This window comes from Streptomyces sp. NPDC051569, assembly GCF_044454085.1.
In the GTDB taxonomy this organism is placed as follows: domain Bacteria; phylum Actinomycetota; class Actinomycetes; order Streptomycetales; family Streptomycetaceae; genus Streptomyces.
Window position 1 is genome coordinate 156,842 of the sequence record NZ_JBITDJ010000013.1, and the last position, 26,833, is coordinate 183,674.

General features: G+C 70.3%; 19 protein-coding genes. 7 read left to right on the forward strand and 12 right to left on the reverse strand.

All coding sequences use genetic code 11. The features are described 5' to 3' along the window. Positions 1-14: 14 nt before the first annotated feature. Entirely contained in the window at positions 15-626 is a 612-nt protein-coding gene (locus ACIBAE_RS19820) for a TetR/AcrR family transcriptional regulator (RefSeq protein WP_399286923.1), read from the reverse strand. A 121-nt stretch (positions 627-747) separates the two neighbouring features. On the opposite strand from ACIBAE_RS19820, the gene ACIBAE_RS19825 reads away from it, so the two are divergent. Next, positions 748-1,716: an ABC transporter permease gene (locus tag ACIBAE_RS19825; protein ID WP_399286926.1), complete on the forward strand. Its 969-nt coding sequence runs from the start codon at positions 748-750 to the stop codon at positions 1,714-1,716. 115 nt (positions 1,717-1,831) lie between these two features. After that, entirely contained in the window at positions 1,832-2,575 is a 744-nt protein-coding gene (locus tag ACIBAE_RS19830; RefSeq protein WP_399286993.1) for an ABC transporter ATP-binding protein, read from the forward strand. Positions 2,576-2,674: 99 nt separating this feature from the next. Here the strand turns inward: ACIBAE_RS19830 and ACIBAE_RS19835 are convergent, their stop codons facing one another. Further along, the gene (locus ACIBAE_RS19835) at positions 2,675-7,666 is read right to left on the reverse strand and encodes an NAD-glutamate dehydrogenase (protein ID WP_399286928.1); all 4,992 of its coding nucleotides are present in this window, start codon (positions 7,664-7,666) and stop codon (positions 2,675-2,677) included. Positions 7,667-8,084: 418 nt separating this feature from the next. Between ACIBAE_RS19835 and ACIBAE_RS19840 the strand changes: the two genes are divergently transcribed. After that, positions 8,085-8,651: a DJ-1/PfpI family protein gene (locus ACIBAE_RS19840; RefSeq protein WP_399286931.1), complete on the forward strand. Its 567-nt coding sequence runs from the start codon at positions 8,085-8,087 to the stop codon at positions 8,649-8,651. A 238-nt stretch (positions 8,652-8,889) separates the two neighbouring features. Here ACIBAE_RS19840 and ACIBAE_RS19845 read toward each other — a convergent pair whose 3' ends face one another. After that, positions 8,890-9,561 (reverse strand): HAD family hydrolase, encoded by a 672-nt coding sequence (locus ACIBAE_RS19845; RefSeq protein WP_399286934.1) that lies wholly within the window; start codon positions 9,559-9,561, stop codon positions 8,890-8,892. Positions 9,562-9,655: 94 nt separating this feature from the next. Beyond that, positions 9,656-10,162 carry a DUF6912 family protein gene (locus tag ACIBAE_RS19850; RefSeq protein ID WP_399286937.1) on the reverse strand — a complete coding sequence of 169 codons (507 nt, stop codon included), beginning with the start codon at positions 10,160-10,162 and terminating at the stop codon, positions 9,656-9,658. A 503-nt stretch (positions 10,163-10,665) separates the two neighbouring features. Between ACIBAE_RS19850 and ACIBAE_RS19855 the strand changes: the two genes are divergently transcribed. After that, positions 10,666-11,076 (forward strand): Rv3235 family protein, encoded by a 411-nt coding sequence (locus ACIBAE_RS19855; RefSeq protein WP_399286995.1) that lies wholly within the window; start codon positions 10,666-10,668, stop codon positions 11,074-11,076. 103 nt (positions 11,077-11,179) lie between these two features. Here ACIBAE_RS19855 and secA read toward each other — a convergent pair whose 3' ends face one another. After that, positions 11,180-14,008: a preprotein translocase subunit SecA gene (secA, locus tag ACIBAE_RS19860; protein ID WP_399286939.1), complete on the reverse strand. Its 2,829-nt coding sequence runs from the start codon at positions 14,006-14,008 to the stop codon at positions 11,180-11,182. 240 nt (positions 14,009-14,248) lie between these two features. On the opposite strand from secA, the gene ACIBAE_RS19865 reads away from it, so the two are divergent. Together ACIBAE_RS19865 and ACIBAE_RS19870 are read left to right on the forward strand one after the other, a co-directional pair. Beyond that, positions 14,249-14,842, forward strand: a complete 594-nt coding sequence (locus ACIBAE_RS19865; RefSeq protein WP_399286942.1) for a GNAT family N-acetyltransferase — start codon at positions 14,249-14,251, stop codon at positions 14,840-14,842. A gap of 126 nt (positions 14,843-14,968) precedes the next feature. Next, positions 14,969-16,159 carry a winged helix-turn-helix domain-containing protein gene (locus ACIBAE_RS19870; RefSeq protein WP_399286945.1) on the forward strand — a complete coding sequence of 397 codons (1,191 nt, stop codon included), beginning with the start codon at positions 14,969-14,971 and terminating at the stop codon, positions 16,157-16,159. Between the two features lie 76 nt (positions 16,160-16,235). On the opposite strand, the gene ACIBAE_RS19875 is transcribed toward ACIBAE_RS19870, so the two are convergent. From ACIBAE_RS19875 to mtnA, 7 genes are all read right to left on the reverse strand, one after another. After that, entirely contained in the window at positions 16,236-16,997 is a 762-nt protein-coding gene (locus ACIBAE_RS19875; RefSeq protein ID WP_399286948.1) for a response regulator, read from the reverse strand. 234 nt (positions 16,998-17,231) lie between these two features. Further along, entirely contained in the window at positions 17,232-17,921 is a 690-nt protein-coding gene (gene hpf / locus ACIBAE_RS19880; protein WP_399286950.1) for a ribosome hibernation-promoting factor, HPF/YfiA family, read from the reverse strand. 313 nt (positions 17,922-18,234) lie between these two features. Next, on the reverse strand, positions 18,235-18,957 hold the full coding sequence (locus ACIBAE_RS19885; protein WP_399286998.1) for a ComF family protein: 723 nt from the start codon (positions 18,955-18,957) through the stop codon (positions 18,235-18,237). Positions 18,958-19,082: 125 nt separating this feature from the next. After that, the gene (locus ACIBAE_RS19890) at positions 19,083-20,933 is read right to left on the reverse strand and encodes an LpqB family beta-propeller domain-containing protein (RefSeq protein WP_399286953.1); all 1,851 of its coding nucleotides are present in this window, start codon (positions 20,931-20,933) and stop codon (positions 19,083-19,085) included. Next, on the reverse strand, positions 20,923-22,959 hold the full coding sequence (gene mtrB / locus ACIBAE_RS19895; RefSeq protein ID WP_399286956.1) for an MtrAB system histidine kinase MtrB: 2,037 nt from the start codon (positions 22,957-22,959) through the stop codon (positions 20,923-20,925). Before mtrB ends, ACIBAE_RS19890 begins: the two co-directional genes overlap by 11 nt. A 1-nt stretch (position 22,960) precedes the next feature. Next, positions 22,961-23,638 (reverse strand): two-component system response regulator MtrA, encoded by a 678-nt coding sequence (gene mtrA / locus ACIBAE_RS19900; RefSeq protein WP_003968748.1) that lies wholly within the window; start codon positions 23,636-23,638, stop codon positions 22,961-22,963. A 15-nt stretch (positions 23,639-23,653) separates the two neighbouring features. Next, positions 23,654-24,802 carry an S-methyl-5-thioribose-1-phosphate isomerase gene (gene mtnA / locus ACIBAE_RS19905; RefSeq protein ID WP_399286960.1) on the reverse strand — a complete coding sequence of 383 codons (1,149 nt, stop codon included), beginning with the start codon at positions 24,800-24,802 and terminating at the stop codon, positions 23,654-23,656. A gap of 188 nt (positions 24,803-24,990) precedes the next feature. Here mtnA and ACIBAE_RS19910 point away from each other — a divergent pair, with 188 nt between their 5' ends. Continuing rightward, complete coding sequence (locus ACIBAE_RS19910; RefSeq protein ID WP_399286963.1) at positions 24,991-26,226, forward strand: glycerophosphoryl diester phosphodiesterase membrane domain-containing protein; 1,236 nt, start codon at positions 24,991-24,993, stop codon at positions 26,224-26,226. Positions 26,227-26,833: the final 607 nt, after the last annotated feature.

Genomic DNA, 26,833 nt, shown 5'->3' on the forward strand with positions numbered 1-26,833 from the left:
AGGAGCGGCAGGCGTCAGTCCCGGCGGACGAGCGCGGCGACCGCCGAGGCGGCGAGGTCGTCGAGGTACCCCGCGGGCAGTTCGCTGCGGACGACCACCAGCCGCCAGTAGAGCGGTCCGACGATCAGATCGAGGGCCCGGTCGGGATCCGCTCCCTCGGGAAGCTCGCCGCGTTCGACCGCTTCCCGGACGATCACGGCCGCGATGCCCCGCTGCTCGTCCAGCAGCGCCGCCTTGATCGCCTCGGAGATCTCCGGGTGCCGGGCGGCCTCCACCAGCAGATCCGGGATGACCTGCGAGGCGACGGGGTGGCGCAGGGTGTGGGACGCCACTTCGAGCAGGGCGCGCACGTCGCCGTGGAGCGAGCCGGTCGCGGGCGCGGGCAGCCCCTGCACCGCCAGCGCGGAGACCAGGTCCACGACGAGCGCGAGCTTGGACTTCCAGCGGCGGTAGACGGCGGTCTTGCCGACGCCGGCCCGGCGCGCGATGCCCTCGATGGACATCCTGGCGAATCCGACGGCGGCCAGTTCCTCGAAGACGGCGGCACGGATGGCGTCGGTCACGTCCTCCCGGAGCACGGCGGCTCCGGCGGGGACACGTCGTGAGGTGCGCGGATCCGTGGTCATGGGCACCGAGCATAGCGTCACGACGCCCCGACGGCATCGTGACGACGGAACGGTTGCGTTGCGACGTGGAAGCGCCCTAACCTCTACGTAGCGACGACACGGACCCGTTCCGTCGTCAGCGATGTCGCAGCCACCGTCGAAAGCGACGACACCCGTGAGCCAGACAATCGCATCCACCCAGCGCGGCGCGGCCGCCCCGAAGCCCGTGCTCGAACCGTCCGGGACGGACCTCAGGGCCCTCGCCCTGCGGCACGGGCTGACCGTGAGCGGGGCCAGGCCCACCCTCCGCGCGTACGTCCGGCAGCTCTGGTCGCGGCGGCATTTCGTCACCGCCTTCGCCACCGCCCGGCTGACCTCCCAGTACAGCCAGGCGAAGCTCGGCCAGATCTGGCAGATCATGACCCCGCTGCTCAACGCGACGGTCTACTACTTCATCTTCGGTGTGCTGCTCAACACCAAGCGCGGCGTGCCCGACTTCATCCCCTTCCTCGTGACGGGGGTCTTCATCTGGACCTTCACCTCCAGCTCGGTCATGGCGGGCACCCGCGCGATCTCCGGCAATCTCGGCCTCGTCCGCGCGCTGCACTTCCCGCGCGCCGCCCTGCCGATCGCGCTCGCTCTGCAGCAGCTCCAGCAGTTGCTGTTCTCCATGGGCGCGCTGGCCGTGATCCTGGTCTGCTTCGGGCAGTACCCGGGGCTCAGCTGGCTGCTGGCGCTGCCCGTCCTGGCGCTCCAGTCGCTGTTCAACGCCGGGCTCTCGATGATCGTGGCGAGGCTGGCCGCCAGGACCCCGGACATCGCCCAGCTGACACCGTTCATCCTGCGCACCTGGATGTACATGTCGGGGGTGATGTGGAGCGTCGAGAAGGTGACCAGCGGCGGCCGGCTGCCGCATGTCGTCGGGGCGGCCCTGGAGTACAACCCGGCCGCCGTCTTCATCGATCTGATGCGCTTCGCGCTCATCGACAGCTTCACCGCCCAGCAGCTTCCGGCGCACATCTGGGCGGTCGCGCTCGGCTGGGCCCTGCTCGTCGGGGCGGGCGGATTCCTGTTCTTCTGGAAGGCCGAAGAGGAGTACGGACGTGCCTGACCGCATCCCCACCACCGAACCCGCCACAGGGCCCGTCAACGGCCCGGCCACCGAACCCGCCACCGAACCCGGCACCGAGCCCGCCCTCACCGGCGAACGCGTCCCCACCGTCGTCGTGGACGGGGTCCACATCACCTACCGGATCCACGGCACCCGGGGCGGCCGGGGCAGCGCCACCTCCGCCCTGAGCCGGATCGTCTCGCGGCGCGCGGCCCCCGGCGTGCGCGAGGTGCACGCCGTGAAGGGCGTCAGCTTCGCCGCGTACAAGGGCGAGGCGATCGGCCTGATCGGCTCGAACGGCTCCGGCAAATCGACCCTGCTCAAGGCTGTCGCGGGCCTGCTGCCACCGACGCGGGGCAAGATCTTCACCCGGGGCCAGCCCTCGCTCCTCGGGGTCAACGCGGCGCTGATGAGCGATCTGACCGGCGAGCGCAACGTGATCCTCGGCGGGCTCGCGATGGGCATGTCACGCGAGCAGGTCCGTGAACGGTACGCCGACATCGTGGAGTTCTCCGGGATCAACGAGAAGGGCGACTTCATCTCGCTGCCGATGCGGACGTACTCGTCGGGCATGGGCGCCCGGCTCCGCTTCTCGATCGCCGCCGCCAAGAGCCACGACGTACTGCTGATCGACGAGGCGCTGTCCACCGGCGACGCCCGCTTCCAGCGCCGCAGCCAGGAACGCATCGCGGAACTGCGCACCGAGGCCGGCACGGTCTTCCTGGTCAGCCACAGCAACAAAACGATCACCGAGACCTGTGACCGGGCACTGTGGCTGGAGTCGGGGACGCTGCGGATGGACGGCCCGGCGGCGGAGGTCGTCGCGGCGTACGAGGAGTTCACGGGGAAGAAGAACTGACCGGCGGCCCCACGAGGGGCACGCGAAGGGGCGCCCGGCGGTGAGCCGGGCGCCCCTTCGCTGTGTCCTGCTTCCGACGCTGTGTCCTGCTCGCGACCGTCAGCTGTGCGTACGCAGCAGCGTCCGCATCGTCCGCATCGCGACCGACAGATTCGCCAGGTCGAACGCGTCCGAGCCCTGGATCTCCTCCAGCGTGGCCCGCGAACGGCCGAGGATCGCGGCGTTCTTCTGCTCCCAGGCCTTGTAGCGCTCCTCGGGCGTCGAACTGTTGTCGCCCCCGGACAGCACATCGGCGGTCAGGCCGGCGTGCGCCGCGTACAGGTCCTCGCGGATGGAGGCGCGGGCCATGGACTGCCAGCGGTCGGCCCGCGGCAGTTCGATGATCCGGTCCATCAGCTGGGTGATCCGCAGCCGGTCGCCGAGGTCGTAGTACACCTCGGCGACGGCCAGCGGGTCCTGGCCCGTGCGGTCCGCGATCGCCACGATGTCGAGCGTCGGGAAGGCGGACGAGAAGCCGGCGACCCGCAGGGCGAGTTCCTCGGGAACACCCGAGCCGGTCAGCTCCTTGAGGAGGGCCTGGTACCACTCCAGCTCCGCGCCGCGCAGCATGGTGGGCAGCTGCGCCCAGACCTGCTCCACGCCGGCCGCGAAGAACTCGATGGTCGCGGCGATCTCCAGCGGCTGCGGCCGGTTGCCGAGCAGCCAGCGCGTACCGCGCTCGACCAGCCGGCGCGAGTGCAGCCGGATCCGGGTCTGCACGGCGGCCGGGACCTGGTTGTCCAGCGCCTCGACGGCGTCCCAGACGCCGCCGAGTCCGAAGATCTCGCGGGCCGCGGTGTGCGCCCGTACGATCTCCTCGATCGACGCCCCAGTCTCCTCCCGCAGCCGGTGCAGGAAGGTCGAACCACCGGAGTTGACGGTGTCGTTGACGAGCACCGTCGTGATGATCTCGCGGCGCAGCGCGTGGGTGTCGATCTGCTCGGCGAACTGCTCGCGCAGCTGCGCCGGGAAGTACGCGTACAGCAGCTTGCGCAGGTACGGGTCGTCCGGCAGCCCGGTGTGGATCAGCTCGTCGGCCACCGTGATCTTGGTGTAGGCGAGCAGCACCGCGACCTCGGGCTGGGAGAGTCCCTTGCCCGCGTTGAGCAGCTCGCGGATCTGCCGATCGGTCGGCAGGAACTCCAGCGCCCTGTTCAGGTGCCCGTCCCGCACCAGGCGGCGCATGAACCGCTGGTGGGCGTGGAGCAGTGACGGTGACTGCGCGCCGGCGTTGGCGAGTGCGGTGTTCTGCGCGTAGTTGTTGCGCAGCACCAGCTCACCGACCTCGTCGGTCATCGCGGCGAGCAGCTTGTTGCGCTGCTTGACGGTCATGTCGCCGTCCGTGACCAGGCCGTTGAGCAGGATCTTGATGTTCACCTCGTGGTCGGAGGTGTCCACGCCCGCGCTGTTGTCGATGGCGTCGGTGTTGGCCTTGCCGCCACCGCCGCCCGCGCCGCGCCGGGCGAATTCGATCCGGCCGAGCTGGGTCAGGCCCAGATTGCCGCCCTCGCCGACGACCTTGACCCGCAGGGCCTCGCCGTTGACGCGGATCGCGTCGTTCGCCTTGTCGCCGACATCGGCGTTCGACTCGGTGGAGGCCTTGACGTACGTCCCGATGCCGCCGTTCCACAGCAGGTCCACCGGGGCCTGGAGGATCGCCTTCATCAGTTCGGCGGGCGTCAGCTTGGTGATGCCGGGCTCGATACCGAGAGCCTCGCGGACATGCGTGTTGACGGGGATCGACTTGGCGGTACGGGGGTGGATGCCACCCCCCTGCGACAGCAGCCGCTTGTCGTAGTCCGCCCACGAGGAGCGCGGCAGGTCGAAGAGGCGGCGGCGCTCGGCGTACGAGGTGGCCGCGTCCGGGTGCGGGTCGATGAAGATGTGCCGGTGGTCGAAGGCCGCGACGAGCCGGATGTGCTCGGAGAGCAGCATGCCGTTGCCGAAGACGTCACCGGACATGTCGCCGACGCCGACGACGGTGAAGTCCTGGGTCTGGGTGTTGTGGCCGTACTCGCGGAAGTGCCGCTCGACGGATTCCCAGGCGCCACGGGCCGTGATGCCCATGCCCTTGTGGTCGTAGCCGGCGCTGCCGCCGGAGGCGAAGGCGTCCCCGAGCCAGAAGTCGTACGAGACCGCGACCTCGTTGGCGATGTCGGAGAAGCTCGCCGTGCCCTTGTCGGCGGCGACGACCAGATAGGTGTCGTCCCCGTCGTGCCGGACCACGTCGGACGGCGGAACGACCTCGCCCGCCACCATGTTGTCCGTGATGTCGAGCAGCGCCGAGATGAAGACCTTGTACGCGCCGATGCCCTCGGCGAGCCAGGCGTCGCGGTCCACGGCCGGGTCGGGCAGCTGCTTGGCGACGAAGCCGCCCTTGGCGCCGACCGGCACGATCACGGTGTTCTTGACCATCTGCGCCTTGACCAGGCCGAGGATCTCCGTACGGAAGTCCTCGCGCCGGTCGGACCAGCGCAGGCCACCTCGGGCGACCTTGCCGAAGCGGAGATGGACGCCCTCGACGCGCGGCGAGTACACCCAGATCTCGTACGCCGGGCGGGGCGCCGGCAGGTCCGGGATGGCCTGCGGGTCGAACTTCATCGAGACGTAGCTGTGCTGCCCGCCGTCCGAGGTCTTCTGGAAGAAGTTCGTCCGCAGCGTGGCCTTGATCAGCGTGAGGAAGGACCGGAGGATCCGGTCCTCGTCGAGGCTGGCGACCTGGTCGAGGGCGCCGTCCAGCTCCTCCAGCAGCGCCGCCGTCAGCTCCGTACCGGCCCGCTGGCGGCCCGGCGACATCCGGGCCTCGAAGAGGGAGACCAGCAGCCGGGTGGTGTGGACGTTGGTGCGGAGGGTGTCCTCCATGTAGTCCTGGCTGAAGGTCGAGCCGGACTGGCGCAGGTACTTGGCGTACGCGCGGAGCACCATCGCCTGCCGCCAGCTGAGCCCGGCCAGCAGGACGAGGGAGTTGAAGCCGTCGTTCTCGGCGGCCCCGGTCCAGACGGCGGCGAAGGCGTCCTGGAAGCGGTCGCGGGCGTCGTCGGCGAGGTAGTCGCCGTCCGCGCCGCCGAGCGGCATCCGCAGGCCGAAGTCGTAGATCCAGGCGTGCGTGCGGTCGGCGCAGCGCAGCTCGTACGGCCGCTCGTCGACGACCTCGACACCGAGCCGCTGGAGCACCGGGAGGACGGCGGACAGGGAGACCTGCTCGCCCGAACGGTAGATCTTGAAGCGGCGCTCGCCGGCGCTCGCGCCGACCGGCTCGTACAGGGAGAGGGAGAAGTCCTTCTCCGTGGCGCTGAGCGCTTCCAGGTGGACCAGGTCGGCCACGGCGGACCGGGGGCTGTGGTCGGCCTTGTAGCCCTCGGGGAAGGCGTTGCCGTAGTGGCGCAGCAGCTCGGCCGCGCGCTCCTCACCGCATTCGGCGTTCAGCGCCTCGCCGAAGGCGTCGGCCCAGGAGCGGGCGGCCTCGACGAGCCGGGCCTCGATGCGGTCGGCGTCGGCGTCGGTCAGCTCGGCCAGCTCGGTGCCCTGGGGGACCCGGACGACGAAGTGAATGCGGGAGAGAATCGATTCTGTGTTCCAGGCGGTGAAGTCGACGCTGGACCCGCCGAGCTCCTCCTTGAGGATGTCGATCAGCCGCAGCCGGACCCCGGTGGTGTACCGGTCGCGCGGCAGGTAGACGAGGGCGGAGTAGTAGCGCCCGTACTCGTCCTGGCGCAGGTAGAGCCGCAGCCGCCTGCGCTCCTGGAGGTACAGCACGCTGGTGACGATCGAGCGGAGCTGGTCGACGGGCGTCTGGAACAGCTCGTCGCGCGGGTACGTCTCCAGGATCTGCATCAGATCGCGGCCGTCGTGGCTGTTGGGCGAGAAGCCCGCGCCCTCCAGGACCTCGGCGACCTTGCGGCGGACGACCGGGACCCGGCGTACGGACTCGGTGTACGCGGCCGACGAGAAGAGCCCCAGGAAACGCCGCTCGCCGACGACATTGCCCTTGTCGTCGAACTTCTTCACGCCGACGTAGTCGAGATAGCCGGACCGGTGGACGGTGGCGCGGCTGTTGGCCTTGGTGATGACGAGCAGCTTGTGCTCGCGGGCCTTGGCGCGGGCGTCGGCGGGGAGCCGGATGAAGGAGGGGCTGACCGGGTGGTCGTCCTCCTCGCTCTGGATCGGGTCGGAGCGCAGAATGCCGAGCCCGGTGCCGGGGACGGCGGACAGGGAGTCGGCGTCCGTCAGCCGATACTCGCGGTAACCGAGGAAGGTGAAGTGATCGGCGGCGAGCCAGCGCAGCAGCTCACGGGCCTCTTCGAGCTCGTGGGCGGGCAGATCGTCGGCGGTCGGCTCGCCGGACAGCCCCTCGGCGACGCGCAGCGCGGACTCGCGCATCTTGTCCCAGTCCTCGACGGTCTCGCGGACGTCGGACAGGATGGCGCGCAGGTCGGAGGTGATCTGCTTGAGGTCGTCCCGGTCGGTCTCCCGGTCGATCTCCACGTGGATCCAGGACTCGGTGACCGCGTCGAGCGGACGCTCCGCGACGGCGCTGCCCTCGGGAAGGACCTCGATCAGCTTGCCGGCGACGTCACGGCGCACGACGACCTGCGGGTGGATCACGGCGTGGATGCCACGGCCCTGGCGCGTCAGCTCGTTGGTGACGGAGTCGACCAGGAAGGGCATGTCGTCGGTGACGACCTCGATCACGGAGTGGCTGCACGTCCAGCCGTTCTCCTCGACCGTCGGGGTGGCGACCCGGACGTTGGCCTTCCCCTGCGGGCGGTTCGCGGCCAGCCGGTAGTGCGAGAGCGCGGCACCGAAAACGTCGACCGGGTCACGGCCGGCCAGGTCCTCGGGAGCGGTGTGCAGGTAGTAGCGCTGGAGATACGCGAGAAGGGTGTCCTGGTCAGGACCCTCCTCGCGGTCCGCGAGGGCGGGCCCCGCCGCCGCCTCGTCCTTCCGGGGGCCTCCGCCCAGCCCGCCGGTTCCCCCCGCCGGGCTGTTCTCAGCGACCCGGGCCGCCTGTTCGAGCAGCTCGGCCTTGGCTTCGTCCAGCTTGGTCTGCATGTCCTCTGGCTCCTGTCGCGCGCCGTTGCGTGACGTAGGTGAAGGAAGCGACACAACGCCACGACGCGGGGTTTCCGGTCGAGGTCGACGTTATGCCGCGATGGGAGATGTCCGGGACGTTATTGGCCAATGTTGACTGTCGGCCCGGATTGCGAGGTTCAGCGATGGCCCGGGGGCGGTGCCGCTCCGGGCGCAGGCCGGAGGCTTCGCTGCCCCCACGGCATATCGCGCTGATCACGGGCACAAGGCTATCGCCCTCGACCGGGGAACCGTCATGAGCCGTATGTGTACAAAACCAGGGGTCGAAGTTTGACACTCTGGACAGAGACACGCCGCTGCCTGATGGGCCGTCGCATGCCGGCCGGGACGACACTGGGCGACAGGTGGACAGACCGACCCATCTTCCCCGGGAGCAGCCATGGCAGCCAAGGTCCTGATCGTCACCGGCGACGCAGCCGAGTCCCTCGAAGTGCTGTATCCGTACCAGCGCCTGCGCGAGGAGGGGTACGAGGTCCACATCGCCGCCCCGGCCCGCAAGAAGCTGCGGTTCGTGGTCCACGACTTCGAGCCCGGCTTCGACACCTACACCGAGAAGCCCGGGTACACCTTCCCCGCCGACCTCGCCTTCTCCGAGGTCGAGCCTACGCGGTACGCCGCCCTGGTCATCCCCGGCGGCCGCGCTCCCGAGTACCTCCGGGGCGACCTGGAACTCCGCAAGATCATCAAGTCCTTCTTCGACGCCGACAAGCCCGTCGCCCAGATCTGCCACGGTCCTCTCCTCACAGCCGCCATCGGCGAACTCGCCGGCCGCCGGGTCACCGCGTACCCCGCCCTCGAAATCGACATGCAGACGGCGGGCGCCACTTTCCAGGACGCGGAGGTGGTGGTCGACGGCACCATGATCTCCGCCCGCGCCTGGCCGGACCACTCGGCGTGGATGCGCGAGTTCCTGAAGGTCCTCCGGACGCAGGCCCCCCTGGCCTGATCCCTGGCCTGCATCCCCGGGCGGAGCCCGGAGCGGTCAGCCGCACCGTGCCCTGGGGCCGCCCGAGGGCACACTCTCCCGATCGGCGACCGTGCGGGCATGAAGGGCAAGGGACCGTGACAGCCGGCCTGGGCCGGTGTACGCGGCGTACACCCAGGCGGCCGGGGCGTAAGCCGCGCACACCGGGCCTGGGAGCCTGCGGGGAGACCGGTCCTCCGACCGGTCCCTCCCCGGCCGATCAGGCCGTCAGGTGCCGCGCCGTGGCGACGGCTTCCGCGAGGGTGTCCACCACCGGGACGCCCACCGCCTCCAGGCTGGCCCGGCTGTGCGAACCGCCGGTGTACAGGACGGCGTGCGCACCCACGTGCGCCGCCGCCACCGCGTCGTCGACCGCGTCGCCGATGACCACCGTGCGCTCGGCGGATATGGCGCCCGCCGCGGCCAAGGCGGTCAGATGGCGCTCCATGTGCAGCGCCTTGCTCCCGCCGGACGGGCCCGTGCGCCCGTCGACGCGGACGAAGTGGCTCTCGATCCCGTACCCCCGCACGACCGGAACCAGCTCCTCGTGCCCGTACATGCTCAGCAGCGACTGGCTGCTGCCCGCCAGCCGCCACTGCGCCAGCAGCTCCTCGACACCCTCCGTCAGCCCGCAGGAGACGCGCCGCTCCGTGTAGTGCCGGTGGAAGGACGCGTCCATCACGTCCCACTCGGCAGCGGTCGGCAGCCGGCCCATCAGCCGCTCGTAGAAGACGGGGATCGGCACGCAGTACAGCTCGCGGTAGCGGTCGAGCGTGATCGACTCGATGCCGATCTCCGCGAAGGCCGCGTTCGTCGCCCCGATGACCGCGTGGATGTCATCGAGGAGTGTGCCGTTCCAGTCCCAGACCAGATGCGCGTTCTGTTTCCCCATACCGAAAACCGTACCCGCGGGGTCCGACAGCGGGACCTCGCCCGGCCACCTCGGAGCCTGTCGGGTGTCCGATCGAAGGTCACGCGGCAGGCTCTCAGCCGATGAGGTTCGGAATCTCCTGGACGCCGTACCAGAGCAGTTCGTGGTCCTCGGCGCCGTCCACCGTGAACTGTGCGTCGTCGTCCCCGTGGTCCGCGGCGCCGAGGGCGGCCGCCGCGGCCGACACATCGCCGAGCGCGTCGTCGGAGTCGGCGTGCACCGCCGCCGCCCTCGCCAGCGCGATCGCCGAGGCGATCCGCACCTCGCCCACCGCGCCCGCGTCCATGCCCCGGTCGGGGTCGGAGACCGCCTCGCGGTCCGGTACGTCGGCGGCGACGACCACCCGGCGCCGGGCCGCGCCCGGGTCGGCGGCGAGCAGCCGGAGCGAGGCGGCCGCGGCCCGGCTGAGGGCCGCGTACTCCAGTTCCTCGATGTCGTCGGAGACGTACCACTCGCGCAGCCCGGGCGTCACGGCGTACGCGGTCAGCGGCCCTGGCCCCAGCTCGCCCGCCTTGTGCGCCTCCGCGAGACCGGGCAGGGTGAGGGGGACATAGACGCGCATGAGTGGCCGCTTTCGTAGTCGGGAGACTGCCCCAGGATACGTGCGGGAGTCCCTCTTCGGGGTGACGCTCCTGGACCCCTCGGGCGTCCACCGGGAAGCACCCGCCATCCCTCCGCCGGGCCCGGTACGGCGAGCCCATCACCCTGATAGGTGATTTCAGGGTCCCGTGCTCCCACGCCGTCCCCGCCTTGCGACGGCCGCGCGGGACCCGTAGAAGATCCCCAACACAAGTTACCGCCCGGTATCCGATCCGGACGGGCAGAACGGGGGCGATCTGCGTGTACGCGACCACATCCACCACCACCTCCCGCACGAGCGGCGTCACGAGCGGCGTCACGGCCGACAGCAGGGCCGACAGCACAGCCGGCGTCACGACCGGCGTCACGACCGGCGTCACGACCGGCAGCAGGGATGACGTCACGACCCGCGTCACGGCCGACAGCACGGCCACCGGGCCCGGCCTCAGGGCGGCGAGGGACCGGGCGGCGGCCAGGACGGTCGCCGTGGCCAGGCCCCCCGGCCGCCGCGACCAGCGCAGGCCCGGCACCGGCCGCCCGCAGCGGCGCCCGCACGTTCCCCCGCACGAGCTCTTCGCGGAGCGCCTGCTCGCCGTCCTCAGCGGCCACCGCCCCGTGCACTGGATGCTCGGCCAGACCATCGGAGTGGCGTACGAGCAGCTCGTACGCCTCGCACCGGGCACCCCGCTCAGGGCGCGGGGCGCGCGCCCCGTCATCCGCGCCTGCCGTGGCTTCCAGCCGCGCTCCGGCGTGGTCGAGGCGTCCGCCAGCATCGCCGCCGGCGAGCAGGTGCGTGCCATGGCCTTCCGCCTGGAGCGCGGCGCCGACCTGCGGTGGCGCTGCGCCGCCGTCGAGCTGGGGGGCGAGCGGATCCCGGCCGGAGCGTCCGGAGCATGAGGGCATGAGGACGGGCCGGGGAGCGCACAGCGAGTGCGCTCCCCGGCCCGGGGCCCATGGTCCTGCCGCTGTTACTTCTCGCGGCGGTTACTTCTCGCGGCGGTTACTTCTTGCGGCGGCGCCCGCCGGTGGTGCCGCCCTTCTGCGCCTTGCGGCGCTCGGCGCGCGTCAGACCGTCGGACGTGGACCGCGTCGGCCCGTCCGCGTTCTGGAAGTCGCCCTCGACGATCCCGCCCTCACCGTCCACCGTGGGGGCGGAGAAGTGCAGCCGGTCGGGCCGCTGCGGAGCGTCGAGCCCCTTGGCGCGGATCTCGGGACGCGCGGCACCCACCGGCACCCCGTCCTCCTTGGTGAGCGACGTACGCTCCGCCTCGTCCTGCACCAGGACCTCCTCGACCTGCTGCTCGACCTGGACCTCCAGGTTGAACAGGTAGCCGACGGATTCTTCCTTGATGCCGTCCATCATGGCGTTGAACATGTCGAAGCCCTCGCGCTGGTACTCGACCAGCGGGTCCTTCTGCGCCATGGCACGGAGGCCGATGCCCTCCTGGAGATAGTCCATCTCGTAGAGGTGCTCACGCCACTTGCGGTCCAGGACGGACAGCACGACGCGCCGCTCCAGCTCGCGCATGATGTCCGAGCCGAGCTGCTTCTCACGGTCCTCGTACTGCTCGTGGATGTCGTCCTTGATGGACTCCGCGATGAACTCGGACGTGATCCCGGCCCGGTCGCCGGCCGCGTCCTCCAGCTCCTCCACGGTGGCCTTCACCGGGTAGAGCTGCTTGAAGGCGCCCCACAGCCGGTCGAGGTCCCACTCCTCGGCGAAGCCCTCGACGGTCTCCGCCTGGATGTACGCGTCGATCGTGTCGTCCATGAAGTGGCGCACCTGCTCGTGCAGGTCCTCGCCCTCCAGGACGCGGCGGCGCTCACCGTAGATGACCTCACGCTGCCGGTTGAGGACCTCGTCGTACTTCAGGACGTTCTTACGCGTCTCGAAGTTCTGCGTCTCGACCTGCGACTGCGCGGAGGCGATGGCGCGGGTCACCATCTTGTTCTCGATCGGGACGTCGTCCGGCACGTTGGCCATGGACATCACGCGCTCGACCATCTGGGCCTTGAACAGGCGCATCAGGTCGTCGCCGAGGGACAGGTAGAAGCGGGACTCGCCCGGGTCGCCCTGACGTCCCGAACGACCGCGCAGCTGGTTGTCGATACGGCGCGACTCGTGCCGCTCGGTGCCCAGGACGTAGAGCCCGCCGAGCTCCTTGACCTCCTCGAACTCCGCCTTGACCGCCTGCTCCGCCTTCTCCAGCGCGGCCGGCAGGGCCGCCGCCCACTCCTCGACGTGCTCGACGGGGTCCAGGCCGCGCTGACGCAGCTCGGCCTCCGCGAGGTCGTCGGGGTTGCCGCCGAGCTTGATGTCGGTGCCACGGCCGGCCATGTTCGTCGCGACCGTGACGGCGCCCTTGCGGCCGGCCTGGGCGACGATGGTCGCCTCCCGGTCGTGCTGCTTGGCGTTGAGCACCTCGTGCTGCACCCCGCGCTTGCTGAGCTGCTGCGAGAGGTATTCGGACTTCTCGACCGAGGTGGTGCCGACCAGGATCGGCTGACCCTTCTCGTGCTTCTCCGCGATGTCGTCGACGACGGCGGCGAACTTGGCGACCTCGGTCCGGTAGATCAGGTCGGACTGGTCGATGCGGACCATCGCCCGGTTCGTCGGGATCGGTACGACGCCCAGCTTGTAGATCTGGTGGAACTCGGCGGCCTCGGTCATGGCCGTACCGGTCATGCCGGAGAGCTTGCCGTAGAGGCGGAAGAAGTTCTGCAGGGTGATCGTGGCGAGAGTCTGGTTCTCGTCCTTGATGTCCACCCCTTCCTTCGCCTCGATCGCCTGGTGCATGCCCTCGTTGTAGCGTCGGCCGGCGAGGATACGGCCGGTGTGCTCGTCGACGATCATGACTTCGCCGTCGATGACGACGTAGTCCTTGTCGTTCTTGAACAGTTCCTTGGCCTTGATGGCGTTGTTCAGATAACCGACGAGCGGGGTGTTGACCGACTCGTACAGGTTGTCGATGCCGAGCCAGTCCTCGACCTTCGCGACACCGGACTCGTGGATGGCCACGGTCCGCTTCTTCTCGTCGACCTCGTAGTCGCCGGTCTCCTCGATGCCCTTGAGCGGGTTGCCGGCCTCACCCCTGGTGAGCCGGTTGACCAGCTTGGCGAAGTCGCCGTACCACTTGGTGGCCTGGTCCGCGGGGCCGGAGATGATCAGCGGCGTACGGGCCTCGTCGACGAGGATCGAGTCGACCTCGTCGACGACCGCGTAGTTGTGGCCGCGCTGCACGAGCTCGTCCTGCGACCACGCCATGTTGTCGCGCAGGTAGTCGAAGCCGAACTCGTTGTTCGTGCCGTACGTGATGTCGCAGGCGTACTGCTCGCGGCGCTGCGCGGGCGTCATGTTGGCCAGGATGCAGCCGACCTCAAGGCCCAGGAACTTGTGGACGCGGCCCATCATCTCGGAGTCGCGCTCGGCCAGGTAGTCGTTCACCGTGATCAGGTGAACGCCCTTGCCGGACAGCGCGTTGAGATACGCGGGCAGTGTGCCGACGAGGGTCTTGCCCTCGCCGGTCTTCATCTCGGCGACGTAACCGAGGTGCAGCGCCGCGCCGCCCATCAGCTGGACGTCGTAATGACGCTGGCCGAGGACGCGCTTGGCCGCTTCACGGACGGTGGCGAACGCCTCGGGGAGCAGGTCGTCCAGGCTCTCACCGTCGGCGTACCGCTCTTTGTACTCATCGGTGAGCGCCCGCAACTCGGCGTCGGAGAGGTTCACGAAGTCCTCTTCGATGGAGTTGACCTGGTCCGCGATGCGGTGCAGTTTGCGCAGGATCTTGCCTTCGCCTGCACGCATGAGCTTGTGGAAGACGGACACTGAGGCTGGTCTCCTTGCCGGTCGGGCCTGGCACGTGGGTCGTATACGGACACGGGCGCGGGCACGGCAGGCGGGCCCCACCGCAACGGCCATCGTAAGCGAGGACCCGCCCGCGCCGGGAGGGCCACCGAAACGCATACCCACCGTCACCCGCGGTGACAACGCGCGGGAAGCGCGGAAGGTGCCGGTGAGAGACGAAAAGGGCTCGCGCCGGGCCGGGCCGCCGACCAGAATCCGGGCATGAAGCCCCTCACCCTCACGACGGAGCGCCTGCGTCTGCGGCCCTTCACGGCGGACGACACCGACGCCGTTCACGCGGCCTGCCAGGATCCCGCCATCCAGCGCTGGACAACGATTCCGTCACCGTACGAACGCCGGAACGCGGAACACTTCATCGGACAGCTGGCCCCGGACGGCTGGCGGGACGACTCGGCGTACGTCTTCGCGGTGCAGGCGCGGGGCGGCGGCCCGGTCATCGGCGCGATCAGCCTGCGGCACCCCCGCTCCGGTACGTGGGAGACCGGATACTGGACGGCCCCGGAGCACCGGGGCCACGGCTACACGACGGAAGCCCTGGAAGCGCTGGCCCGCTGGGCCTTCACCGCGGCCGCCGCGGATCGGCTGGAGTGGCGTGCGGAGGTGGGCAACGCGGGCTCCCGCGCCGTCGCGGAGAAGGCCGGCTTCGTCATCGAGGGCGTCCTGCGGGCGGCTCTGCTCAACAAGGGCACTGTGCGCGACTGCTGGATAGGCGCGCTGCTCCCCGCCGACCTCGGTCTGCCGGGCGGACATCCGTACCTGCCCGCCCCGGACCGCAACGTCCCCGCGCGGGCCTGACACCCGGGCCCGCCCCTGCGGACCCGACCAGCCGACCCGCCGACCAGCCGGCCCAACTGATCAGGGCCGGCTGTCAGGACCAGCTGTCAGGACCAGCTGTCAGTGCCGCCGTCTATCGTGCGAAGCATGACGACTGTGCCGCCCCCCGCCGCCGAGCTCTCCGCCGACGAAGCCCGCCGTATCGCGCTGCGTGCCCAGGGGTTCCTCGGCGCCCCGGACCGGCGGGCCGGGGTGCGGGGTGTGCTGCGCCATCTCGGCGCCGTCCAGCTGGACACGATCTCCGTGCTGGCGCGGTCGCACGAGCTGATTCCGTACGCGCGGCTCGGCGCCGTCGGCCGCAGGACGGTCGAGGACGCCTACTGGACGCCCTCGCCCGCCGGTGCGTCGCCGGCGCCCCCGCACGCCTTCGAGTACTGGTCGCACGCGGCGTGCATCCTGCCCGTCGAGGAGTGGCCGCACTTCGCCTTCCGCCGCCGTGCCTACCGCGCGAGCCCGCAGTGGTACCACGAGCTGGCGGACGGCGCGTACGACACGGTGATCAAGCAGTTGCGCACGGAGGGGCCGCTGACCGCCACGGAGCTGGGCGGCGCCAAGAACGGCGGGCCGTGGTGGGACTGGTCCGAGGCGAAGGTCGCCGTTGAGCGCGCCCTGATGTACGGAGACGTCGTGTGCACCGGCCGACGGAGCTGGAAGCGGGTCTACGACCTGGCGGAGCGGGCCGTTCCCGGAGATCTGCTGCATGACGATCTGGATGACACGGAGTGCCTTCGCCGGCTCGTCCGGCTCGCGGGCCGGTCGCTGGGCGTCGGCACGCGCGCCGACATCGCGGACTACCACCGCCTCAAGGGCGACCAGGTCGACGCCGTGATCGCCGACTCGGGACTAGTGCCGGTGTCGGTCGAAGGCTGGACGAAGCCGGCCTGGGCCGACCCGGAGGCGCTGGCGACCCCGCCCCGCGGCCGGCACCGTACGACCCTGCTGTCACCGTTCGACTCCCTGATCTGGGAGCGGGCCCGCACCGAGCGGATCTTCGGCTTCACCCACCGCCTGGAGGCCTACGTGCCCAAGCCCAAGCGGGTCCACGGCTACTTCGCGATGCCGCTGCTGTCGGGCGGCAGGCTGCTGGGCCGGGTGGACCCGGCCCGCGAGGGCAGGACGCTGGTGGCGAAGCAGGTGTCCCTGGAGTCCCCGAAGGCCGTGGAGCCGATGGCCCAGGCGCTGCGGGAAGCGGCGGAGTGGGTCGGCTGCGATTCCGTACGGATCGAGCGCGTCGACCGCACCGAGCTGACCGCCGACCTGGTCAGGGCGCTCTCGTGACCGCTGCCGTCCCGCTCCCGTCCTGTTCCGTCCTGTTCCGTCCTGCCTTGTCCTGTGCTGCCTGTCCTGACCCGTCCTAGCGGATCTCCAGGATCTTCTCCCGCATCGCGTAGACCACGGCCTCCATCCGGGAGTGCAGCTGCAGTTTCTCCAGGATGTTGCGGACATGGTTCTTCACGGTGTTCTCGGAGATGAACAGCTCCTTGGCGATGTCCCGGTTGTTCATCCCCGTCGCGACCAGCTTGAGGACCTCCAGCTCGCGGTCGGTCAGCCGTGGCGCCGGGACGAGCCTGCGCTCGTCGGTGCGCTGGATCATCGACTTGAACTCGGTCAGCAGCTTGGACGCCATGGAGGGGCTGATCTGTGACTGGCCGTCGGCCACGGCACGGATCGCGGTGGCCACCTCGTCGGTGGAGATCTCCTTGAGGAGATAGCCGGTCGCGCCCGCCTTGATCGCGTCGTAGAGGTCGGCCTCCTCGTCGCTGATCGTCAGCATGATGATCTTGGCGCTGGGCGCCACCTCCTTGATGGAGGTACATGCCTCGATCCCGCCCCGCTTGGGCATCCGCACATCCATCAGCACGATGTCCGGCAGCAGGTCGGCGGCCTTGTCGACGGCCTCGGCCCCGTCTCCCGCCTCACCGATGACCTGGATGTCCTCCTCCTGGGCGAGGACGATCTCCAGCCCCCGGCGGAAGAGCGCGTGGTCGTCGACGACGAGGACCCGGATCGGCTCCTTGCCGGACCCGCCCCGTTCCACGTCGGCGTCGGACCGGGCGCCACCGGCCGTCTCGTCGGCATCGTCGGCGCTGTGTACCGGCCCGAAGCTGTCCGCCATCGTTCCTCCCCCTGACGGCCGCGCCCAGAGGTCCATGAGGGCCGGCCAACCGCACTTCGCAGACCACCTGTTGGCTTGCGATGTTCATGCTTTCATGCCCGGACGCCGGAAAGTCGATCCTGGTGATCGCACGGTGGTGCCCCTGAGGGCACCGAAGTGTCCCTCAGGGGCACCACCGATCCATGGATCACCGCCGGATTCCCGGCTGTCCTCCGGTCGTCGGCCGGCCGTCTCTCACCCGCCGAGGGCGCCGCCGGCGCCGCCGGCTTCCGATTCGGCCAGCGGATCGGTCCTCAGGTGGATGACGCCGTAGTCGTACGCATGGCGCCGGTAGACGACGCTGGGTTCCTTGGTGTCGGAGTCGACGAACAAATAGAAGTCGTGGCCGACCAGTTCCATCTCGTAGAGCGCCTGGTCAAGCGTCATAGCCGCGGCGACATGGTTCTTCTCGCGGACCACCAGAGGCCCTTCGCCCTGCACCTCCAGCGAACCGATCCTGGTCGTGCGGACCGCCTCGGCCTCCTCCTGCGCCGCGGTCTCGCCGTTCGCGTTCAACTGGGCAACGCCAGGAACGACATCGGCGACCTCGGCGGCCGAGAGCCTGCCGTTGCCACGCCGGTTGTACCGCTTCTCGTGCTCCTTGCGCAGCCGCGCCTCCAGCTTGCCGGTGGCCAGATCGAGCGCCGCGTACGGATCGGCCGCGGCCGCCTCCGCACGGATCACCGGGCCCCGCGAGCGGAGCGTGATCTCCACCCGGTCGCACCGGTCGGCCTGCCGCGGATTGTGCTCCTTGGACACCTCGACATCGAGGCTGATGACCTTGCCGTCGAGCTTCTGGATCTTCTCCAGCTTCAGCTTCTCGGCCACGTGCTTGCGGAACCGCTCCGGCACCTCTGTCTTGCGGCCCTTGACGACGATGTCCACGCAGAACTCCGTTCCCGGATCACTCCGCCTCGCTGCGGAGTTACTCCCTGTTGCACCAGACCCCAGTAATCACGAGGGCCTCGGACTTGGCGACTTTCACCTCCTCCTCCCCCGTGGGCAACATCCCACTCCCCCCGACTTCGAGGTTCTGAAAAACGCCGAAGCACACCAGTGCATTCAGTGAGTCGCGGCTTCCGCCATTCCTCACAACCGAACATAGCTCCCCCGGGCGGTTCTCGGCACCCGCTACTGGGAGGTACTCCCGTCGAGGTCTTTTTCTTCCCGCTTTACCTGCGACGATGCAAGGTCATGCTCAGTTCCGGTTTATTTCGAAAGAGAGCGAGGGGGCCGCGACGACCGCTGCGCTCACCTGTGCGAATCCAGGAATGTCCGGGCCGGAGACGGCACTGAGTGCCCGCGCCGCCTCGACCAGCGACGCACCGGTCGTCATCAGGTCGTCCACCAGCACCACCCTGCCGCCCTCCAGCAGCCGCGCGCCCCCGGCCATGACCTCCAGGGCCCCGGACAGATTCGCCAGCCTCTGACAGGCGCTGAGGCCCGCCTGGTCGGCCACCGGACGTGCCTGCCGCAGCACCGGCAGGACCCTGGCCGGGCGGCCCGTTCGGCGTAGCTCACCGGCCGCGGCCAGCGCGATCCGGCGGCCCGCGTCATGTCCGCGCGCCCCCACCGCCCGGCGCGCGGACGGCACCGGCACGAGCAGCAGCGGTCCGACACCCGTCCCCGGCGGCGCCGCCGCTCGGACGGCCCCGGCCAGGGCCCGCCCCAGCGGCCCCGCCAGACCGAGCGCACCACGCTCCTTGTGCGCGAGCAGCACGGCCCGTACCGCGTCCTCGTACGGCGCGGCCGCGTGGACCACCGGCAGCCCCACGGGTTCCGGCACCGGCCGCACCCTGCCCGGCCACGTGCCGTACAGCGCCCGGCCGCAGTCGTCGCACAGCGGCGTCCTGGGTCTGCCGCAGCCGCCACAGGCGACCGGCAGCACCAGCCCGGTGATCTCCCGCCACCACCCCCGCACGCCTTCCACTGTGCCCATGACGGACGCACCCGGCCACCCCTGTGGACAACTGCCCGCCGCGAAGGCCCCGGTCGCCCCTCGTGCCCAGGTCGGCCGGGACGGACGGGCCGATCGGGGCAGCCGGGTCAGCCGGGGTAGACGGGCGACGATCCCGCCTCCACCATCGTCTGCCAGTTGGCCCCGGTGGGCAGCCGTACGATCCCGGCCTCCCCGGAATCGGCCACCAGCGGCTGCCGGTCGTCCTCCGCCGCGGCGATGGCCGTGACCTGGTTCAGTCCCGGCAGCACGCTCGCGGCCGATGTCGACCCGTCGGTCTGTATGTAGCGCACCTGCTGCACGCCACGGGCCTCCTTGCCGACCACGACCAGCCGGCTGGGTCCGGCCCAGGACACCGCCGTCACCGTCTCCATCTGCGGGGCCGCCGCGTGGAGTTCCGTCACGGACACCGTCGGACCGGCGGCGGAGGCGCCCCGCTCCACCCGTCCGATCTGCAGGGTGGTCCGCCCGTCCTTCGAGAGGAGCAGCGCGATCCGCACACCGTCCGCCGACACCCGCAGCGCCTCGATCCGCGCCCCGTCGAGCCCCTCGACCGTCACCTTGCGCGGCGTACCGGCGCCGTCCTCGAACCGGAGCAGCCGCGGCTTCGCGGGATCGCGGTCCGCGACCCACAGATCGCCGCGCCCGTCCCAGCTCGGTGCGGACAGCCGGTCCGCGGGCCGGGCGCCCGCGCTGGTCACCAGCGCGCCTTCCAGCTCGCCGTTCGAGAGGATGGAGGACACGAACAGCGCCTCGCCACCCTCGCTGATGCCCGCGGCGTGCTTCTCGTCCCGCGACACCGCCACCGAACCCAGCTTCGTGGCACCGGTCCCGAAGGGCCCGATGACACGCGTCCGGTCGACGGTCTCGCCGTTGCCACCCGAGAGCAGCGACAGCCTTCCGCGGTCGTCGATGAAGTACGGATTGTCGGCGCGGCCCGAGATCCGGTCGGGTGCGAACTCCTCGGCCTGGGCCCCGCCGAGCACACACAGGGAGGACCCGCCCGCGAGCAGCTCGACCTGGCCGACCGGCGTGGACGTGAGATCCCGCAGGGTGAAGAGCACTTGTGCCGCCATCTTCCGGCACTGCGCGTGCCCCGCCTTGGCCGCGTTCCCGTTGAGAGGCACCTTCAGCGCGTTCCGGTCGTCGAACTCCAGCGACCTGGTGCCCTTCTGCAGCGCCGTACCGGTCGGGAAGGGTGAATCGACCACCGGCTCCAGCCAGTTCGTCGGCCCGTCGAGCAGTACCTTGACCGCCTGCGTCACCGGGTCCATGCGCGTCGTGGGATCTATCCGCTGGCGGATATAGACCGGATCGGCGACCAGCCAGTTCTCCCCGGAGGCAAAGTAATACTTATTCACGGAGCGGTAATTGCGCTGGAAATCCGACTCACCGAGCACCAGCCCCTGGGGCAGGCTGTCGATGCGCCACTCCTTGCCGCCTGAGGGCGCGTTCTGCTGCACCAGGCGAATCGACTGGTTGTACGCACTCGGCTCGTCCGGCTCATAGGCGTGCGAGGAATCCACGTCGGCGATCCGGTCGCCGTACAGCGGATACGTCAGGCCGGGCTCGTCGGCACCGGACGGGTCCTTGGGGCTCGCGGGCACCGGTGCGACGCGCAGCACGGTCGTGCCGGCCTCCGGCTGCCACCAGCCGGCCGCCCGCTTCGTCAAGTACTTCCTGGCCATCGCGAAATCGGGATCATCGCTGGTCATGGCTTCCAGGAAGCCGTCGACGATCTCGTCGGGCTCCGCCTTGTCCCGAGGCGGCACGGCGTACACCCGCACCTGGGACTCACCGGGCGGCGATGCCTTGACCGGCTCCACGTCGCCGCTGTCCGGGATCGACGCGCACCCGGCCAGCAGCAGCGCGAGGGTCCCCAGCACAGCGGGCACCCGCACCGCACGTATCCGGCCGTACCGACGGGGGTCAGCGCCCACGAATCGTGTCCTCCCGCTTCGGAGCCTGATGTACGGAGTCGGCGGGATCACTCTCCGGGGCACGCCCCTCCGCAGGACGTGCCACCACCCGTGCGCCACTCCCCGGCAGCGCCGCCGGGTCCACCGCGGCCGCCGTGCCGCCCGACGCGGGCGTGCCGGGCGGCACCGGCAGTGCGAACCGCTCAGCCCGGGGCTGGGCCGGGACGTTCGCCACCCGGTGCGTGTCGTCCCTGAAGTCCTGGTCCCCGGAGCGCTCCCGATGACGCCGTGAGTCCTCCGGCTCCAGCGGTATCGGCGACCCGCGCAACGCCTCGTCCGCCGTACGCGGCAGCGTCAGCCGGAACTGGGATCCGCCTCCCGGCTCGCCCCACGCCTGCAGCCAGCCGCCGTGCAGCCGCGCGTCCTCGACGGCGATCGACAGGCCGAGCCCGGTCCCGCCGGTGGTACGGGCCCGCGCCGGGTCGGCCCGCCAGAAGCGGTTGAACACCCGGGTGGCCTCGCCGGGCTTGAGCCCCACCCCGTAATCGCGGACGGCGACCGCGACGGCCCCGCCTGCCACGCCCAACCGGACCACGACATCCCGGCCCTCGCCGTGCTCGACGGCGTTGACGACCAGATTGCGCAGCACCCGCTCGACCCGGCGGGCATCGGCCTCCGCGACGACGGGCTGCTCATCACCGAGGACGCGGATCCGGCTGCCCTTGCGTTCGGCCAGCGGCGCGGCGCCGCCGATCACCCGCCGGACGACTTCCCGCAGGTCTATCGGCTCGGCCTCCAGCGCCGCCGCACCCGCGTCGAACCGGCTGATCTCCAGCAGGTCCGACAGCAGCGACTCGAATCGGTCGAGCTGGTCCCCGAGCAGTTCGGCGGAGCGCGCCGTCACGGGATCGAAGTCGGCGCGCGCCTCATGGATCACGTCAGCGGCCATCCGTACGGTCGTCAGCGGGGTCCTGAGTTCGTGCGAGACGTCGGAGACGAAGCGGCGCTGCATCCTGGAGAGCTCCTCCAGCTGCTGGATCTTGAGCTGCAGATTCTGCGCCATCTTGTTGAAGGCCTCACCGAGCCGCGCGATGTCGTCCTCACCGGTGACCTTCATCCTCTCCTGGAGACGGCCCGTGGAGAGCCGCTCGGCGATTCCCGCCGCCATCCGTACGGGCGTGACGACCTGCCGCACCACCAGCCAGGCGATCGCCCCGAGCAGCACGACCACGAAGAGGCCGGCGGTGGCGAGGGTGCCCTTGACCAGGTTGAGCGACTGCTCCTCCTGGGTCAGCGGGAAAATGTAGTAGAGCTCGTACTCGTTGCGGTCGGCGTCGTTCAGCCGCTTCCCGACGATCAGCCCGGGCTCCGGATCCCGATGGTCCGTCGCACCGGTGTATCTGATCTGGGCGTACGCCTCGAACGGCCCGGTGCCCTGCGCGACCGCGGCCCGCAGATCCGCCGGAACGCTGGCGAAATCCACGCCGCCCGACACCCGGGGGGCGCGGCTGGTGGAGGCGGCGTCCGCCGAGTCGGGACTCAGCGCCACCACGTTGAAGGCACCCGGACCCCCACTGGCGAGCTGTTCGACCAGGTCGGAGCGCCAGTTGACGGAGTTCCTCGACGGGCTGACGCCCGTCCCGTCGCCGTCCCGCCCGCCCGGTGCGTCCGCCTTCTCCTTGGCGACGTTGAAACCGCCGGCGGCCTGGCTCTGCGCCGCTTTCTCCTTGGCTTCCAGCAGGCCGTTGCGCACCTGCCCGATGACGACGAATCCGAGCAGCAGCACCACTCCGAGCGACATCAGCAGAGTGGCCGCGACCACCCTCAGCTGGATGTTCCGCCGCCACAACCGGACAGCGGGCAGCAGCGGCCGCCTCACCCAGCGCACCAGGAGCCGCAGCACCGGTCCGCCCGGCGAACCGTCCTGGAGCAGCCGGCCGCTCCGGAACAGCCGGACGAACCGCGAGAGGGCATGGCCCGGCCCGGCAGCCCGCCCCGCACGGACTCCCGGCTGACCGGGCTTCGGAGCAGCGCTGCCGCCGGACATATCAGCTCGGTCCTGCCTTGTAACCGACACCACGGACGGTCACCACGATCTCCGGCCGCTCAGGGTCCTTCTCGACCTTCGAGCGCAGCCGCTGCACATGCACGTTGACCAGCCGCGTATCAGCCGCGTGCCGGTACCCCCACACCTGCTCCAGGAGCACCTCACGGGTGAACACCTGCCACGGCTTACGGGCCAGCGCGACCAGCAGGTCGAACTCCAGCGGTGTCAGGGCGATGGACTGCCCCTCCCGCTTCACGGAGTGACCCGCCACATCGATGACCAGATCGCCGATCGTCAGCTGCTCCGGCGCCGGCTCCTCCGACCTCCGCAGCCGCGCCCTGATACGGGCCACCAGCTCCTTCGGCTTGAACGGCTTGACGATGTAGTCGTCAGCGCCGGACTCCAGCCCGACCACCACATCGACCGTGTCGCTCTTGGCCGTGAGCATGACGATGGGCACGCCGGACTCCGCCCTGATGAGCCGGCACACCTCGATCCCGTCCCGGCCGGGCAGCATGAGATCCAGCAGCACCAGATCCGGCTTGGCCTCACGGAAGGCGGCAAGCGCCTTGTCACCGTCCGCTACGAACGACGGCTCGAACCCTTCACCTCGCAGCACAATGCCGAGCATCTCGGCCAGTGCGGTGTCGTCATCGACGACAAGGACGCGTCCCTTCATATCGACATCATCCCATTATCTAATCGTTACCTGGCGTGACCTGGCACACAGCTCCGCGATTCCGCCCCCGGTCACCGGGGACAGCGCGCCATATTCGGTGACGATCGCCGTCACCAATTCCGGAGGGGTGATGTCAAAGGCCGGGTTGTACGCCTGCGTTCCCAGCGGCGCCACCGGCATCCCACCCCCCACCTCCACTCCCGCCACCGCTGTCTGCGGCGCCGTGAGCTCCGTCACCTCCTGTCCCGGTCGTTGCTCCACCTCGATCGACCCCCCGTCCGGGGAATCGAGGTCGATGGTCGTGGTGGGGGCGACCACGATGAACGGCACATGGTGATACTTGGCCAGCACGGCGAGCGGATAGCTCCCCACCTTGTTGGCCACCGACCCGTCGGCGGCGATCCGGTCCGCCCCGATGAGGACGGCGTCCACCTCCCCGGCCGCGAACAGCGAACCCGCCGCGTTGTCCGTGAGCAATGTGTACGCCATCCCGTTGCGAGCCGCCTCGTACGCCGTCAGGCGGGCACCCTGAAGAAGCGGACGCGTCTCGTCCACCCACAGACGTCGCAACCGACCGGCCCGGTGCGCCGAGAGTGCCACGGCGAACGCGGTTCCCTCCCCGCCCGAGACAAGCGCCCCAGTGTTGCAGTGGGTCAGGATCCGGTGGCCGCCACCCGGCAGCAGTTCATCGAGGAGCGTAAGCCCAAACGCCGCCATCCGCGTGCTGGCCTCGGCGTCTTCCCGGTGCAGCTGCTTCGCTTCGGCGAGCGCGGCAGCCGCCGCCTCGCCCCGGTCCGCCCCCTTCTCGGCCGCCGCGCGGTACGCGTCGCGTGCCCGCCGCACCCCGTACCCGAGGTTCACCGCGGTGGGCCGCGCCCCCGCCAACTGTTCCGCGGCGTCTTCCACGTCGTAGCCCCGCACCGCGGCGAGCGCCACCCCGTAGGCACCCGCGACGCCCAGCAACGGCGCCCCCCGTACGGCGAGCGTCCGGATCGCCCGCACCAGCGCGGGCACATCGGTACAGACGAGCTCGGCTTCCTCGACCGGCAGTCTCGTCTGGTCGAGGAGGACGAGTACGGGCCCTTCCGGCGGCTCGTCCCAGCGAAGTGAGGGGAGCATGGACGGCTCCGCGCCGACCTGGGATGGTACGTACTGATCAGCCATCCGCACAGTCTGCCCGCTGCGGCACGGACAATGAAGGCAAGGGCGCCGGGAGAAGGAGATACCGCCCCCGGCTTACCAGGGAACAGCGCGTGGCACGATGGCTGCCGGTCCCCCGCTCCGCGGACAGGCACCGCTGAAGAGCCGGCTCGACGAGCCGGCCCCACAACCAATCCACGAGGTGGACGACCGTGAACGACACTCCGGGCTGGGCCTCGCCCGGATCCGCCCCGTCCGACGGCAAGGACGCCTCCGTGCCCAGGCCCGCCGAGCCCGCCGACGACGCGGTCCCGCCCGCCAAGTGGTCCGCGAGCCGACCGCCGGCCGCCGAGTGGTCCGCCCCGAGCGCCCTAGGCCCCGCGCCTGCCGCGCGCCGGCCCGCGCCGGGCTGGGGAAAGCCCGCACAGGGCGGCGGACCGGGCAGGGGCAACGGCTGGGGCCCGCCACCCGCCGCCAAGCCAGGGGTGATCCCGCTTCGTCCGCTCGGCTTCGGCGAGATCCTCAACGGCGCGGTGTCCACCCTGCGTGCTCACTGGCGCACCCTGCTCAGCATCAGCGTCCCCGTCGCCGTGATCGCCCAGGTCGCCGACGTGGTCTCCCGGCGCTACCTGGTCCCCGATTCCGCGAAGATCGATCCGGATGCGACTCCTTCGGAGCTTCTGCGGCAGTCAGCCGACTCGATACAGTCCGCTTTCATCGCGCAGACGCCCGTTCTCCTCGTCGCGCTGATCGGCACCCTCATCACGACGGCGATGCTCACCACGGTCATCAGCCGCTCCGTCCTCGGACGCCCCGTCAGCCTCTCGGGCACCTGGACCGAAGCCCGTCCCCGACTGCCCCAACTGCTCGGGCTGACACTGCTGCTGGCTCTGATGAACATGGCCGTCATCGCCGTCGGAATCCTCCCGGGCCTGCTGCTGGGAGGTGTCGCGGGAGCCGCTCTCCTCCGCGTCGGCGCCCTGGCGGCCGGCGCCGTCGTCCTCTGGCTGTTGGTCCGCTTCAGCCTCGCCTCCCCCGCGCTGATGCTGGAACGGCGGGGCGTAGTGGCGTCCATGCGGCGGTCCGCGAAGCTCGTGCGAGATGCCTGGTGGCGTGTCTTCGGAGTCCTGGCCCTCACCGTGCTGTTGGTTCTCCTGGTCGTGTTGGTCATCGGGCTGGTCTTCACTCTCATCGCCTTCACGGCGGACGGTGACGCCCGCGCGGCCCTGATATCCGGAGAGCAACCGGCCTTCAGCTGGCTCTTCCAGATCATCAGCAGCATCGGAGCCGTGACCGCCGCAGCGATCACCTACCCGATCTCCGCCGGCGTGACCGCTCTGCTCTACGTGGACCAGCGCATCCGCCGCGAGGCACTCGACCTCGAACTGGGTCGCGCCGCCGGCATCGCGGGCTACGGATCCGACCAGCAGGGCCACGACGCCTCCTGACGCTGACGCGGTGGACAGCACTCACCCCCGCCCGTGAAGTGGCGGGGGTGAGTGCTGTCCGCGTCGACGTACCACGAGTCGATGTACCACGAGAACGACCCGACCCTCCTCCGGCGCGTATGCGTCCGCTTCCTGGAAACGCCTGATCGACCCGCGTCCCGGCCATTCCGCTGACGAGGCCGCCTCCGGCGCCCGACAGCGAGTCCCTGACCCTGAAACGACGGCATACGCCTCTCAGGACCGCCCGTACGGGCGGTCCGGTGACACCACCTGCTCGGGGCGGGCCCGGGAATTCCTCCTAACGACCGCCTCGGCCGATGGAACAGCACGCAATCCACGCCCCGAGGGCCCACCGAGGGCCGAGGCCCGCCTCCACCGCACGTGAGCGCCCGGAACGGCCGGCCACCTCCGCTATCTCGCACCGAAGGCCCCGCTCCCACCAGACACCCCACAGGCAGGGCTGACCCCAGCGGCCGGAGAAAGAGAAATTGGGCGTGGACACGAAATGGGTGGTGAACGCGAAAAGGCCCCGCACCATAAGGTGCGGGGCCTTCCCACAATAATTGTTCGGCGGCGTCCTACTCTCCCACAGGGTCCCCCCTGCAGT